This is a genomic window from Aureimonas psammosilenae (assembly GCF_009176975.1).
Taxonomy (GTDB): Bacteria; Pseudomonadota; Alphaproteobacteria; order Rhizobiales; family Rhizobiaceae; genus Plantimonas; species Plantimonas psammosilenae.
The window spans coordinates 161,811-175,905 of the sequence record NZ_WEZG01000001.1 but is presented as its reverse complement, the minus strand read 5'-3'; the positions used below and the strand labels follow the sequence as shown (position 1 = coordinate 175,905).

Below are 14,095 nucleotides of genomic sequence, written 5' to 3'. Positions count from 1 at the left end.
ACAAGCACTCCTTGACAGTTTCCCTCCCCATTGCCTATCTGCCCGACCGTTAGCACTCGTCATCGATGAGTGCCAAATTATCCGGCCGGGTCTCTTAGGAGTGTCCGGTCCCGCTCAAACACCTCAAGGGAACTGACGATGGCCACGCTGAACTTCCGTCCGCTGCACGACCGCGTCGTCGTGCGTCGCGTCGAGTCCGAGCAGAAGACCGCCGGCGGAATCATCATCCCGGACACCGCCAAGGAAAAGCCGCAGGAAGGCGAAGTCGTCGCCGTCGGCCCCGGCGCCCGTGACGACAAGGGCGCCGTGCAGGCGCTCGACGTGAAGGCCGGCGACCGCGTGCTCTTCGGCAAGTGGTCCGGCACCGAGGTCAAGGTGAACGGCGAGGATCTCCTGATCATGAAGGAATCCGACATCATGGGCGTGATCTCGGCCTGATCGGCCAAGCCACGTTCTTCCGCCCGACCCCATCCATTCAACTCATGAACGACGCGGCCCTTTCGGTTTTAGGGTGCGTCGAGGAGAGACAAGAACATGGTAGCCAAGGAAGTTAAGTTCGGCCGCGACGCCCGCGAGCGCATGCTGCGCGGCGTCGACATCCTCGCCGACGCGGTGAAGGTCACGCTCGGCCCCAAGGGCCGCAACGTCGTGATCGACAAGTCGTTCGGCGCCCCGCGCATCACCAAGGACGGCGTTTCCGTCGCCAAGGAGATCGAGCTGGAGGACAAGTTCGAGAACATGGGCGCCCAGATGGTGCGCGAAGTGGCCTCGAAGACCAACGACAAGGCCGGTGACGGCACGACCACCGCGACCGTTCTCGCCCAGGCGATCGTGAAGGAAGGTGCCAAGGCGGTTGCTGCCGGCATGAACCCGATGGACGTCAAGCGCGGCATCGACGCGGCCGTGATCAAGGTCGTGGACGCTCTCGTCTCCTCCGCCCGCAAGATCGAGACCTCCGACGAGGTCGCCCAGGTCGGCACCATCTCCGCCAATGGCGAGAAGGAAATCGGCCAGATGATCGCCAACGCGATGCAGAAGGTCGGCAACGAGGGCGTCATCACGGTCGAGGAAGCCAAGACCGCCGACACCGAACTCGAAGTCGTCGAGGGCATGCAGTTCGATCGCGGCTACCTCTCGCCCTACTTCGTGACCAACGCCGAGAAGATGGTCGCCGAGCTCGAGGACCCCTACATCCTCCTGCACGAGAAGAAGCTCTCGAACCTCCAGGCCATGCTCCCGGTTCTGGAAGCCGTGGTTCAGTCCGGCAAGCCGCTCCTCATCATCTCCGAGGACGTGGAAGGCGAGGCTCTCGCGACGCTCGTGGTCAATAAGCTGCGTGGCGGCCTGAAGATCGCCGCCGTCAAGGCTCCGGGCTTCGGCGACCGCCGCAAGGCCATGCTCGAGGACATCGCGATCCTGACCAACGGCCAGGTGATCTCCGAGGACCTCGGCATCAAGCTCGAGAACGTCACGCTCGACATGCTCGGCCGCGCTAAGAAGGTCTCCATCACCAAGGAGAACACCACGATCGTCGACGGCTCGGGCGAGACCCAGCAGATCCAGGGCCGCGTCGCCCAGATCAAGGCCCAGATCGAGGAAACCACCTCGGACTACGACAAGGAGAAGCTCCAGGAGCGTCTCGCCAAGCTCGCGGGCGGCGTTGCGGTGATCCGCGTCGGCGGCGCGACGGAAGTCGAAGTGAAGGAAAAGAAGGATCGCGTTGACGACGCGCTGAACGCGACCCGCGCGGCCGTTGAAGAAGGCATCGTCGCCGGCGGCGGCGTGGCTCTCCTGCGCGCTTCCAACGCTCTCGAGCTCAAGGGCGAGAACGCCGATCAGGACGCCGGCATCGCCATCGTCCGCAAGGCGCTTCAGGCTCCGCTGCGCCAGATCGTGACGAACGCCGGCGGCGAAGGCTCGATCGTGGTCGGCAAGATCCTCGACAACGGCTCGGCCACCTTCGGCTACAACGCCCAGTCCGGCGAGTATGGCGACATGATCCAGGCCGGCATCGTCGACCCGGTCAAGGTCGTGCGCTCGGCTCTCCAGGACGCGGCTTCCGTTGCCGGTCTCCTGGTCACCACCGAGGCCATGATTTCCGAAGCCCCGAAGAAGGATGGCGGCGCACCGGCCGGCATGCCGGGCGGCGGCATGGGCGGCATGGGCGGCATGGACTTCTAAGTCCAGGCTCTCAGCCTTTAAGGAAATACGGGAAGGGCTCGGCATCGCCGGGCCCTTTTCCTTTTGCGCCCCACCCCTTCCGCCCTATCTCGGGTTCAACGTGGAGGACGAGGGCTATGAACTATCCCGGCATCGGCGAGAACGAGGTCGTCTACGCGATCGGTGACGTGCATGGCTGCCTCGATCTTCTCGACGACCTCCTCCGGCGCATCGATGCCGACAAGGCGAAAAGGCCGGAAGCGCGGTATACGGAAGTGCATCTCGGCGACTACATCGACCGCGGTGCGGACAGCGCGGGCGTTCTGGCGCGGTTGCAGGACCGGATGGAGCGCACCGAACTCGTCTGCCTTCTCGGCAATCACGAGGCGATGCTTCTCGACGCCCTGGACGGCGAGTTGCCGGTCGAGAACTGGCTTGCCAATGGCGGCGACGCGACGCTGCGGTCCTACCGGATCGACGAGGATCGACCCGGCGCTTATTCCCGCGCGGCCCTGTTCCGGCTTCCGCCCGACGACATCCGGTTCCTGCGCGAATTGCAGCTCAGCTTCCGCCGCAGTCCTTACCTCTTCGTCCATGCCGGCATCCGGCCGGGCGTGCCGCTGGAACAACAGCATCCGCACGACATGGTCTGGATCAGGGAGGATTTCCTCGATTTCGAGGGGCCGTTCGGCGCGGTGGTCGTCCACGGCCATACGCCGGTGGAGGAAGTGGAATTTCGTCGCAACCGGATCGGGATCGACACCGGCGCGGTGCGAACGGGCAGGCTCACCTGCCTTCGCATCGACCGCGCCGGGGTTTCGGTGCTTTGAGATCCTAGTTGTGCGGGCCGTCGATGCGGCTCGGGGCGATCGGATCTGAGGCGGGGAAGGTTTCGTCCAGCCCTTCGTCCAACTGCTCCTCTTCAGTCATCGGCCGTTCCTGATCGCCGCGCGGTTCGGGATCGGCGGGAATGGTGGGGGCCGGCGCGTCCTTCGGTAGACTCGGATCGAGCTTCTGGTTTTCGGTGATCTTGGACATGCCGCACTCCGTTGACTGTCGGCGGGAAACGACGCCGCAAGCGGCTCGTTCCCACGCGTTTCAGATGGCCGCGCCGCGCGTGAAGACCGAGGCGAGGGCGAGGGCGATCACCGACACGCGGCTCGTCGGCACGAAGATGGCGAAGCGGTCGGGCGCGGTCGGCATGGGCTGGCGCTCCGCCGAGGAGCGGTTGCCAATACAACCATGCGTCAATTCGGACGAAGGACGCAGTCCGCTCGGTTGAGCCCATGCCTTTTTCGAAACGGCGATCCATCCTACACTTTATCGGAAGACCTTTCGAAACGGGGAGGAGAGCCATGGCCATCGCGATGCCGAAGCCGGACGGGGCGGTGCTTTCGCGCCGCGCCGAGATCGCGGACGCCCTGTCGCGCATCGTGCCGGGCGAAGGCGTGGTGTCGGCCCCGAACGCCATGCGCGTTTTCGAAACGGACGGGCTGACCGCCTATCGGCAACTGCCGCTCGCCGTGGTGCTTCCGCAAACCGTGGCCGAGGTCGCGGCGGTGCTGCGCTATTGCCATGAGGAGAACATTCCCGTCGTGCCGCGCGGCTCGGGAACCTCGCTTTCCGGCGGCGCGCTTCCCCTGGAAGACGGCGTTCTTCTCGTGATGTCGCGCTTCGATCGCGTGCTTGATGTCGACTTCGACAATCGCTGCGCGGTGGTGCAGCCGGGCGTCACCAATCTCGGCATCACGCGCGCGGTCGAGCACCAAGGCTTCTACTACGCCCCCGACCCGTCCTCGCAGATCGCCTGTTCCATCGGCGGCAATGTCGCGGAAAATTCAGGCGGCGTGCATTGCCTGAAATACGGCCTCACCGCCAACAACGTGCTGGGCGTCGAGTTCGTGACGATGGAAGGCGAGGTGATCCGTCTCGGCGGCAAGCATCTCGACGCGGAGGGCTACGACCTTCTCGGCCTCCTCACCGGCTCGGAAGGGCTGCTCGGCGTCGTGACGGAGGTCACGGTGCGCATTCTCCAGAAGCCGGAGGTGGCCCGCGCCGTCCTGATCGGTTTTCCGACGAGCGAGGCGGCGGGGGCCTGCGTCGCCGCCATCATCGGCGAGGGCATTATTCCGGCCGGCATGGAGATGATGGACCGCCCCGCCATCCATGCGGCGGAGGACTTCGTTCATGCCGGCTACCCGCGCGACGTGGAAGCGCTCTTGATCGTGGAACTCGACGGCGTCCAGGCCGAGGTCGATCACCTCCTCGCCCGCATCGAGGAAATCGCCCGCGCGAACGGCGCGACCAGCGCCGAGGTTTCGCGGACGGAAGAAGAGCGCGTCTTGTTCTGGGCGGGTCGCAAGGCCGCCTTTCCGGCGGTTGGCCGCATCTCGCCCGATTACCTTTGCATGGATGGCACCATTCCAAGGAAAGAACTGCCGCGCGTTCTCTCCGGTATGCGGGCTTTGTCGGAGAAATACGGGCTGCGCGTCGCCAACGTCTTTCATGCCGGCGACGGCAACCTTCATCCGCTGATCCTCTACGACGCCTCGGCCGGTGACGAGTTCGAGCGCGCGGAAGCCTTCGGCGCGGATATTCTGCGGCTTTGTGTCGAAGTCGGCGGCGTCCTGACCGGCGAGCACGGTGTCGGCATCGAGAAGCGCGACCTGATGACGGAGGTCTTTTCCGAAGACGATCTCCGGCATCAGCAGCGCGTTAAATGCGCCTTCGATGCCAAGCACCTTCTCAACCCCGGCAAGGTGTTCCCCGTCCTGCACCGCTGCGCCGAACTCGGCCGCCTCCACGTCCACAAGGGCGCCCTGCCCTTCCCCGATCTTCCAAGGTTCTAGAAAGGAAGCGACGATGAACGCATTGCGTGAACGGTTTCCGTCTTCTTGCTTCGGCACGCTTTCGGCAGACGCCTTTCTGAATATGATCGACAGCCGGCCGGACGAAGAACGCTGGCAGTTGATCGACGGAGAAGCTTCCATGATGATGGCCCCGCCGTCCGGGTGGCATCAGCGCATCGCCGCCAATCTGGAGCGGCATCTGAACGAGGCCCTGGCGAGGTCGCAGCCGGGTCTCGATGCCATCCGCGAGATCGGCTTGCGTATCGAAGGGCGGGACGATTTCCGGGCCGTGGCAGACTTGGCCGTGCTGCCGTTCGAACTCGGCAGGGAAGCCTATTTCACCGGCTTCCGGCTCGCAGCCGAGGTTCTGTCGGCTTCGAACACGGCGGAGATGATCTCTCGAAAGCGCGAGCTTTACGCGCAGGAACCGCTTTGTTTCCATGTCCTGATCATCCATCAGGACTCGGTCGCCTGCGAGGTCTGGTCGCGTTCCAACGACTGGCAAGGACGGGTCTTCCGCTCGGTGGATGACCGGATCGAACTTCCCGAGTTCGACTTCTCCTGCCGCCTCGGCGCTCTTTATCGCGGCACGCAAGTCGTATGAGCCCTTCGCCTCCGGCAAGCACGGCGTCCGCTCTTGAGCCTTCCCGCGACGAGGACATCGTGGATGCCGTTCGGCAGGCTTTGGCCGACGAAACGCCGCTTCTGATCGAGGGCGCGGGTTCCAAGGCGGGGCTTGGAAAACCCGTGCAGGCGGCGTTGACGCTTTCACTGGCCTCGTTGTCGGGCGTCACGCTTTACGAGCCCGAGGAACTCGTGATCTCGGTGAAAGCCGGCACGCCGATCGGGCAGGTGGAAGCGCTTCTTCGAGAGAACCGGCAGCGCTTCGATTTCGAGCCGATGGACTACGGCCCCCTGCACGGGCGGGAACCCGGTCTCGGCACGATGGGGGGCCTCCTCGCCTGCAACCTTTCCGGGCCGCGCCGGCTGAACAAAGGTGCGGCGCGCGACCATGTTCTCGGCATCCGGGCCGTGTCGGGGCGCGGTGAGGCCTTCGCGTCGGGCGGGCGGGTCGTCAAGAACGTCACCGGCTACGACCTGTCGAAGGGCATTGCCGGTTCCTTCGGCACGCTCGCCGTTCTGACCGACGTCACCTTCAAGGTCCTGCCGGCGGCGGAAACCGAGGAAACGCTCGTGCTGCGGGGCCTCGACGAGGCGTCGGCCATCGGTGCCCTCGCGGCGGCGATGGGATCGTCGGCCGAAGTGTCGGGCGCGGCCCATCTGCCGGCCTATGTCGCGGGCGGCGTCGCGAAGGGCGGTCTCGGCAACGAGCCGGCGACCCTGATCCGGCTGGAAGGCTTCGCCCCGTCCGTTCGCGCGCGCAGCAGCCATCTCGGCGCGGCGCTCGCCAGGGTCGCGCCGCTGGAGCGGCACGAGGGCGAGGCCTCATTCGCCTTGTGGCGCGATATCCGCGACGCGCGGCCTTTCGCGGACAGCACCGAACGTCCGGTCTGGCGCTTGTCGGTGACGCCCACCCGCGCGCCCGAGATCGTGATGGCGCTCAGGATGCGTATGGCGGCGGAAGCCTTCTACGACTGGCAGGGCGGGCTCGTCTGGCTGCGTCTCGACGGCGAGCCGGAAGCCGAAACGATCCGCGCCGTGATCGCCGCCTGCGGGGGCGGCCATGCCACGCTGGTGCGCGCGTCGCCGGCGGTCCGCGCGGCAACGGCGGTCTTCCAGCCCCAGCCGCCGGCGCTCGCCGGCTTGTCGAGCAGGCTGAAGCAGCAGTTCGATCCCAACGGCATCCTCAATCCCGGCCGCATGTGACGCCGTGCCTGCCTGTCGCAGGCGGCGTTGCGCGCCATCTCCCCTCCCATGGCCCTGCCCCGCACGCTGATCGAGCCTCGCCGCATCTATCTGGAGCCCGCCGTCCGCGATTACCCGCGCGGACGCGAGGTGCTGGAGCGTTATCCGGAGGCGGAGCGGATCGAGGTGGAGAGCCATTGGAAGATCCCGCAGCTCTTCGAGGATCGGGCGCTGGCCGAGGATTGGCTGCGGTTGAAGCGCGAGGTCCTCGTTCTCGGCGTCAAGAAGACGATGACCATGCGTCCGAACGGGCGAAGCGCCGACTTCATCGCGCCGTCCTCTTCCAACGGCTGCGCCATGGCCTGCGCTTATTGCTACGTGCCGAGGCGAAAGGGCTATGCCAATCCGGTCAGCGTCTTCGTCAATATCGAGGACATCACCCGCGCCCTTTTCCGCCATGCCAAGAAGCTCGGGGCCAAGGTCGAGCCGAACACGGTCGATCCGGTGGATTGGGTCTATGATCTCGGCGAGAACGGCGACCTGTCGGTGGATGCGCTCGTATCCGGCAATGTGCGCGATCTCGTCGCCGCCTTTCGCGACATTCCGAATGCCAAGGGCTCGTTCGCCACGAAGTTCGTCAATCCCGATCTCCTCGGCTACGATCCGCAGAAGCGAACCCGCGTGCGCTTCTCGCTGATGCCGGAGGCGATGGCGAAAGTGGTGGATGTCCGGACGAGCCCGATTGGGGAGCGCATCCGCGCGATCAACGATTTCGTGCGCGCCGGCTACGAGGTGCACGCCAACTTCTCGCCAGTGATCGTCCACGAGGGATGGGAAGCGGAATGGCGCGAACTGTTCGCCGAGATCGACGCCGTTCTGGAGCCCGCCGCCAAGCGTCAGTTCAAATGCGAAGTCATCATGCTGACCCATAACGAGGGCCTGCACCGCGTGAACATGGACTGGCATCCGCGTGCCGAGGACCTTCTGTGGCGGCCGGACATCCAAGAGGTGAAGCGCAGCGAAAGCGGCATGGAGAACCTGCGCTACCGCACGCCGTGGAAGCGGCAATGGCTGGACTGCTTCCTCGGCTGGATGGGCGAGACCCTCCCCTATTGCGAGGTCCGCTACGCGTTCTAAAGGAGCTTGTGCCCGGACAGGGTGGCGGCGGTCTGGATGAGGGCCAGATGCGTCAGGCCCTGCGGCAGGTTGCCGAGATATTCGTGCGTTTCGGCGTCGATCATCTCGCTGAACACCCCGGTGCCGTGGTCGAGGGTCTCGATGACCTCGGCGAAGCGGCGCTCGGCCTCATCCCGGTGCCCGAGAAGGGCAAGCCCTTCGAGAACCCAGAAGGTGCAGGCGAGGAAGCAGCCTTCGTCACCCTTCACTTCGTTGTAACGGTAATGGAAGGGTCCCGCGCCGAGTTCGCGATCGATCGCCCGCAGCGTCTTTTCCAGGCGGTCGTGTCCGTCGTAGCCGAAGCGGACGGCCAGCGCGAGCGAGGCGTCGAGCTGGTCGGAGCCCGGATAGAAGACATAGGCCTGCTTTTCCTCCGACCAGCAGTTCGCGTCGATCCACTGCGCCATGCGGTCGCGTCCGCGCGCCCAGCGCTCGCGGCAGGTGGAGGGGATATGGCCGCCATCGGCAAGCTCCACGGCCCGCGCCAGCCCCTGCCACGTGGAAATCTTCGACATCGTGTAATGGCGAAGCTCGGACAGTTCCCAAATGCCGGAATCCTTCGTGCGCCAGCTTTCCACGGCCAAGTCCGCAAGGCTCGCCAGCACCGCGCCCGAGCGCGGATCGAGAATGTTACCGGCCTGGACGAAACGCGCCGCCGTTTCGAAGATGTCGCCGAAGATGCCGTGCTGGTGCTGCTTGGCCGCCTGGTTGCCGGCCACCACCGGCGCTTCGCCGCGATAGCCGGGCAGATCGTATTCGCGCACGTCGTCGGCGAGTTCCCCTTGCAGGTTGTAGCAGACATGGGGCCCATGCCGGTCGAGGCACTTCATCAACCAGGTGAAGGCGGCCTTGGCTTCCGCCTTTGCGCCGATGCGCAGGAACGCCTTGATCGTGTAGGAGGCGTCGCGCACCCAGGCGAAGCGGTAGTCGTAGTTCTTGCCCGAGCCGAAGCCCTCCGGCAGCGATGTCGTGGCCGCCGCCGCGATGGCGCCGCTTGGGGAATAAAGAAGGAGCTTCAATGCGAGGGCGCTGCGATTGACCACCGCGCCGAACTTGCCGTCATAGCCGATATCGTCCGACCACTGACGCCATTCGGCATCGGCGATGTCGATGCGCCGGTCGATCTCCTCGATCGTCGCGGCGACGAGCGGCTCGTTCTCGCCGGCGAGGATACCGACGGTCTGGCGCTCGCCGGCCGACACGGCGAAGGAGCCGTGGATTTCGAGGTCGTCCTCGGAGTCGAGGGTGATGCCGTCGCTGACGCGCAGGAGGCCGATCACGTCACCGACATTGAAGGTCGTGGCGTTGTCGTTGCGCGAAAGATAGGGGCAGATCGTATCGGCGCGGGTGCCGAAGACGAGGCGCATCTGGAACTCGACGCGGCCCTCGATCCCTTCCACGCGGCGCGCGAGTTCGCACCAGGGAAGCCGGCCGGCATGGCCGGAGTTCAAGGAATCGGTCAGCCGCGCCCGGCCGGTCGGCGTCGTGAAGACGGTTTCGAAGACGTTGCTGCCGTCGCGATAGCCGCGCTCCACGGTGAAGGAGCCGGTCGGGGCCAGAACGAAGCAACCGCCCGTGTCCTCGGCGAGCAGCCGGTCGAACATCGGTGGCGAATCCATGTTCGGCACGCACCACCAGTCAATCGATCCGTCGGCGCCGGACAGGGCGACGGACCGCCCGTCCCCCAGCGCGGCATAGGAGTCCAGCGGCATTCCCTGGAGTTCCTGGCGGTTCGGAAAAGGGCCGGTGAGCGGGTAGGGTCTCATTCGGACGGGACGTCTCCAAGGAATGGAACGAGGAGGCCCGGTCGCAAAACGACCGCGACCATGGAGATGGTCGCGGTCGTGAAAGTCACAGATCGCACCGACGCTTCGTCCCCGTGAAAGGTGAAGGGCAAACTATGGCCCTCCCCCGCACGTTCCATGCGCCGGATCGTCACGGCCCGCCGGGCGGGCCGTGGATGCTTCAAAGCGGCATCTGGTTGAAGTAGTTCATCGGATTGTACGGCACCATGTTCGAATGAAGGTTCGACATGATCCAGAGTGTGCCGCCCACCACCAGCACCACGATCAGAACGCCGAAGGCGAGCGCCAGGACGTTGTTGGTGTTGTCCGGGCCGGTCGTGAGATGGAGGAAGAACACGAGGTGGACGCCCATCTGCGCGATGGCGAGCACGATCAGCGCGACGGGGATGCCCGGTGCGTAGATGGTGTCGCTTCCCGCGAGATAGAAGGACGCCGCCGTCAGGAGACCGGCGAAGACGAAGCCGAGGACATAGTTGATGATCCCCGAGCGCAGGTCGTGCCCGTGCTCGGCCTTGTCGTCGCCCGGCGCGACGTCCTTGCCGTGCGGATCGTATTCGGACGTGGTCGAGGTGTTCATCAACCAGCTCCCAGAAGATAGACGATGGTGAAGACGGCGACCCAGACGATGTCGAGCGCGTGCCAGAACAAGGAGAAGCAGAGGAAGCGCCGCTCCATGTTGGGCGTGAAGCCCTTGACCAGAACCTGCGCCATCATCGTCAGCAGCCAAAGCGAGCCGCCGAAGACGTGGATGCCGTGGCAGCCGACGAGGGCGAAGAACGAAGACAGGAAGGCCGAACGCGAGGGACCCGCGCCGATCTCGATGAGATGGTGGAACTCGTAGACTTCCATCGCCAGGAAGCCCGCGCCGAACACGAAGGTCACCGCCATCATGATCTGGAACCAGAGCTGGTTCTTCTGCGCCATGGCGAGGCCGGCCATGCCGCAGGTGAAGCTCGAGATCAGGAGCAGCGTGGTTTCCACCGCCACGAAGGGCAGGTCGAAGATCTCACGGCCCGTCGGTCCGCCATCGGTCGCGTCCCGCAACACCGCGAAGGCGGCGAAGAAGGCCGAGAACATAATGATGTCGGACAGCAGGAAGATCCAGAAGCCGTAGCCGACGATGATGCGCTTGGGGCTGGGGCCGCCGGCACCATGGCCGGGAGCATCCGACTCCCCGCCATGGCCGATATGATGGGGGTCTCCCTGACGGCCGCCGTCTTCGCGGCCGTGCCCGAGCATATACGGGTCGGCGGGATTCCCGATTGCGCCGTGACTCATACCTGCACCCCTTCGCGGATCAGGAGAGCGGCCTTCTGGCGCCGGCGCTCGGCATCGGCGCGCTCCACTTCCTCGACCGGAATTTCATACTCGTCGTGGTCGCGCCACGCGAAGACCACGAACAACCCGAAGGCGCCGACCAGCCCGAGAACGGCCATCCACCAGATGTGCCAGATCATCGCGAAACCGACCATGGTGGAGAACACGGCCGAAACGAAACCGGTCGGCGAGTTCTTCGGCATCTCGATATGCTCGTATTTCGGCATCTGCGAGAGCTGCGCCTGCGTGATGGCGGCCTGCTTCATGCCCCAGTAGACTTCCTCGCCCTTCACGTTCGGAAGCGTGGCGAAGTTGAACACCGGCGGCGGCGAGGTCGTGATCCATTCCAAGGTGCGGCCATCCCAGGGATCGCCCGACACGTCGCGCAGTTCCTCCCGGTGGCGGATCGAGTAGACGAGCTGCCAGACCTGGAAGCCGATGCCGGCCGCGATCACGAGGGCGCCGAAGCCCGCCACGAGAATCCAGGGATACCAGGCCGCGACCTCGAAATGCTGCATGCGGCGCGTCATGCCCATCAGGCCGACGACGTAGAGCGGCGTGAAGGCGAGGTAGAAGCCGACCGTCCAGCACCAGAAGGCCCACTTGCCGAGGCGCTCGTCGAGCCGGAAGCCGAAGGCCTTCGGGAACCAGTAGGTGTAGCCCGCGAAGGCGCCGAAGAGCACGCCGCCGATGATGACGTTGTGGAAGTGCGCCACGAGGAACAAGGAGTTGTGGAGCACGAAGTCGACCGGCGGGATGGCGAGAAGAACGCCGGTCACGCCGCCGATGGTGAAGGTGATGATGAAGGAGACAGCCCACAGCATCGGGGTCGTGTAGCGGATGCGCCCGCCATACATGGTGAAGAGCCAGTTGAAGACCTTCACGCCCGTCGGGATGGCGATGATCATCGACATGATGCCGAAGATCGCGTTGACGTTGGCGCCCGCGCCCATGGTGAAGAAGTGGTGCAGCCAGACCATGAAGGACAGGATGCAGATCACCATGGTGGCCGCGATCATCGAGCGGTAGCCGAAGAGCGGCTTGGAGGAGAAGGTCGAAACCACCTCCGAGAAGATGCCGAAGGCCGGCAGGATGAGGATGTAGACCTCCGGGTGACCCCATGCCCAGATGAGGTTCATGTACAGCATGACGCTGCCGCCACCGTCATTGGTGAAGAAGTGGAAGTCGAGATAGCGATCGAGGATCAGCATCGCGAGCGTCGCCGTCAGGATCGGGAAGGCGGCGACGATCAGGAGGTTGGAGGCGAGCGAGGTCCAGCAGAACATCGGCATGCGCGTGTAGGTCATGCCCGGCGCGCGCATCTTGAGGATGGTCACCACGAGGTTCACGCCCGACATCAGGGTGCCGAGACCCGATATCTGCAAGGCCCATAGGTAGTAGTCGACGCCGACCCCCGGCGAGAACTTGATGCCCGACAAGGGCGGATAGGCGAGCCAGGTGGCGCGCGAGAATTCGCCGACCACCAGCGACAGGTTCATTAGGAGGACGCCCGAAGCCGTCAGCCAGAAGGACACCGAGTTGAAGGTCGGGAAGGCCACGTCGCGCACGCCGAGCTGCAGCGGCAGGACGTAGTTCATCAAGCCGATCATGAAGGGCATGGCGACGAAGAAGATCATGATCGTCCCGTGCGCCGAGAAGATCTGGTCGTAGTGCTCGGGCGGCAGATAGCCCGGCGCGTCGTAGGCGAGCGCCTGCTGCGAGCGCATCATGAGCGCGTCCGCGAAGCCGCGGATCAGCATCACCAGCGCCATCAGCACGTACATCACGCCGATCCGCTTGTGATCGACGGAGGTGATCCATTCCTTCCAGAGATACGGGAAGTGGCCCTTCACCAGGACCCAGGCGAGGGTGGCGAGAACCACGGCGCCTGCGCCGCCGGCCGCCACCATCGGAATCGGATCATGGAACGGAATGGCGTCCCAGGTCAGTTTGCCCAGCATGTCTCAGCCCTCCGAGCGCGGCGACACGTCGATGCGCGGCTCGCCCTTCTGCGGCCCCGGCGCTTCGGGCGCGGTGCGCAGAACGATGGAATTGAAGAGCCCGGGATCGACGGCCCGGTACGTATAAGGCTTCACGTCCTTGCTTTCTTCGACGAGCCGGGAATAGGCGGCCGTGTCGAGCATGTCGCCCGTGCCGCGCGTTTGCCCGACCCAGTTGCTGAAATCGAGCGGAGACATGGCGCGCGTCTGGAAGCGCATGTCGGAGAAGCCGTCGCCGCTGTAATGCGCCGACAGGCCCTCGTAGGTCCCCTCGTGGTCGGCCTGGAGGTGCAACTTCGTTTCCATGCCGTTCATGGTGTAGATCATCGTGCCGAGCTGGGGCACGAAGAAGGTGTTCATCACGGTCGCCGACGTCAGTCGGAAGCGCACCGGCTGGCCCACCGGCAGAACGAGTTCGTTCACGGTGGCGACGTTCATCGACGGGTAGATGAAGAGCCATTTCCAGTTCATCGATACGACCTGGATCTCGATCGGCTCGCGCCCGCCTTCCAGCGGCCGGGGCGGATCGAGACGATGCGTGCCGATCCAGGTGATGCCGCCCAGAAACAGGACGATCAGGATCGGAACGGCCCAGACCACCAGTTCCACGGCGCCCGAATAGGCCCAGGTCGGACGATAGGTCGCCTTCACGTTGTCCGCCCGGTACCACCAGGCGAAGAACACCGTCATCAGGATGATCGGGATCAACACGGCCACGACCATGATCGCGGTCGAATCGTAGAGGATCTGCTTCTGCGCGGCGCCGACCGGTCCCACCGGGTTCAAAACACCGATACACGACGAAAGAGGGAGAACCGCTGCGCCTACCGCGAGAAGCGTGCGCAACCGTCTGCCTTTCGAACTGGGCGATTCCGTCATTGCCTGCCGATCATCCGTTGAATGCGTTCGACGGCCGATATGCCTGGAACCATCCGTCCGACGAGAAGTCTTATGGATGGCGACACGCACCGGCCCCGCCCGT

13 protein-coding genes are annotated in these 14,095 nt (G+C 64.9%); 7 read left to right on the top strand and 6 right to left on the bottom strand.

Annotated features, from left to right (window positions below; genetic code table 11):
- The first annotated feature begins 138 nt into the window (after window positions 1-138).
- From groES to F9929_RS00850, 3 genes are all read left to right on the top strand, one after another.
- Complete coding sequence (gene groES / locus F9929_RS00860) at window positions 139-438, top strand: co-chaperone GroES (RefSeq protein WP_152044636.1); 300 nt, start codon at window positions 139-141, stop codon at window positions 436-438.
- Window positions 439-534: 96 nt separating this feature from the next.
- A complete protein-coding gene (gene groL, locus F9929_RS00855; protein WP_152044635.1) occupies window positions 535-2,181 on the top strand; it encodes a chaperonin GroEL in 1,647 nt (548 codons plus the stop codon).
- A gap of 116 nt (window positions 2,182-2,297) precedes the next feature.
- The gene (locus tag F9929_RS00850) at window positions 2,298-2,990 is read left to right on the top strand and encodes a metallophosphoesterase family protein (RefSeq protein WP_152044634.1); all 693 of its coding nucleotides are present in this window, start codon (window positions 2,298-2,300) and stop codon (window positions 2,988-2,990) included.
- 4 nt (window positions 2,991-2,994) lie between these two features.
- Here the strand turns inward: F9929_RS00850 and F9929_RS00845 are convergent, their stop codons facing one another.
- On the bottom strand, window positions 2,995-3,198 hold the full coding sequence (locus tag F9929_RS00845; RefSeq protein ID WP_152044633.1) for a hypothetical protein: 204 nt from the start codon (window positions 3,196-3,198) through the stop codon (window positions 2,995-2,997).
- 317 nt (window positions 3,199-3,515) lie between these two features.
- Between F9929_RS00845 and F9929_RS00840 the strand changes: the two genes are divergently transcribed.
- The 4 genes from F9929_RS00840 to F9929_RS00825 are packed head-to-tail and all read left to right on the top strand — an operon-like array spanning window position 3,516 to window position 7,952.
- Complete coding sequence (locus tag F9929_RS00840; protein WP_152044632.1) at window positions 3,516-5,009, top strand: FAD-linked oxidase C-terminal domain-containing protein; 1,494 nt, start codon at window positions 3,516-3,518, stop codon at window positions 5,007-5,009.
- A 13-nt stretch (window positions 5,010-5,022) separates the two neighbouring features.
- Window positions 5,023-5,613 carry a Uma2 family endonuclease gene (locus F9929_RS00835; RefSeq protein WP_193227561.1) on the top strand — a complete coding sequence of 197 codons (591 nt, stop codon included), beginning with the start codon at window positions 5,023-5,025 and terminating at the stop codon, window positions 5,611-5,613.
- Window positions 5,610-6,836 carry a glycolate oxidase subunit GlcE gene (gene glcE, locus F9929_RS00830; protein ID WP_152044630.1) on the top strand — a complete coding sequence of 409 codons (1,227 nt, stop codon included), beginning with the start codon at window positions 5,610-5,612 and terminating at the stop codon, window positions 6,834-6,836. The genes F9929_RS00835 and glcE overlap by 4 nt, the downstream gene beginning before the upstream one ends.
- Window positions 6,837-6,884: 48 nt before the next feature.
- A complete protein-coding gene (locus tag F9929_RS00825) occupies window positions 6,885-7,952 on the top strand; it encodes a spore photoproduct lyase family protein (protein ID WP_152045184.1) in 1,068 nt (355 codons plus the stop codon).
- On the opposite strand, the gene F9929_RS00820 is transcribed toward F9929_RS00825, so the two are convergent.
- The 5 genes from F9929_RS00820 to cyoA form a co-directional block, all read right to left on the bottom strand.
- A complete protein-coding gene (locus tag F9929_RS00820) occupies window positions 7,949-9,757 on the bottom strand; it encodes a glycoside hydrolase family 15 protein (RefSeq protein WP_210251288.1) in 1,809 nt (602 codons plus the stop codon). The genes F9929_RS00825 and F9929_RS00820 overlap by 4 nt on opposite strands.
- A gap of 199 nt (window positions 9,758-9,956) precedes the next feature.
- Window positions 9,957-10,373, bottom strand: coding sequence for a cytochrome o ubiquinol oxidase subunit IV (gene cyoD / locus F9929_RS00815; RefSeq protein ID WP_152044629.1), 417 nt, complete (start codon window positions 10,371-10,373; stop codon window positions 9,957-9,959).
- A complete protein-coding gene (cyoC, locus tag F9929_RS00810) occupies window positions 10,373-11,035 on the bottom strand; it encodes a cytochrome o ubiquinol oxidase subunit III (protein WP_152045182.1) in 663 nt (220 codons plus the stop codon). The genes cyoD and cyoC overlap by 1 nt, the downstream gene beginning before the upstream one ends.
- Before the next feature lie 35 nt (window positions 11,036-11,070).
- A complete protein-coding gene (gene cyoB / locus F9929_RS00805; RefSeq protein WP_152044628.1) occupies window positions 11,071-13,074 on the bottom strand; it encodes a cytochrome o ubiquinol oxidase subunit I in 2,004 nt (667 codons plus the stop codon).
- Between the two features lie 3 nt (window positions 13,075-13,077).
- Window positions 13,078-13,992 carry a ubiquinol oxidase subunit II gene (gene cyoA, locus F9929_RS00800; RefSeq protein WP_152044627.1) on the bottom strand — a complete coding sequence of 305 codons (915 nt, stop codon included), beginning with the start codon at window positions 13,990-13,992 and terminating at the stop codon, window positions 13,078-13,080.
- Window positions 13,993-14,095 lie beyond the last annotated feature (103 nt).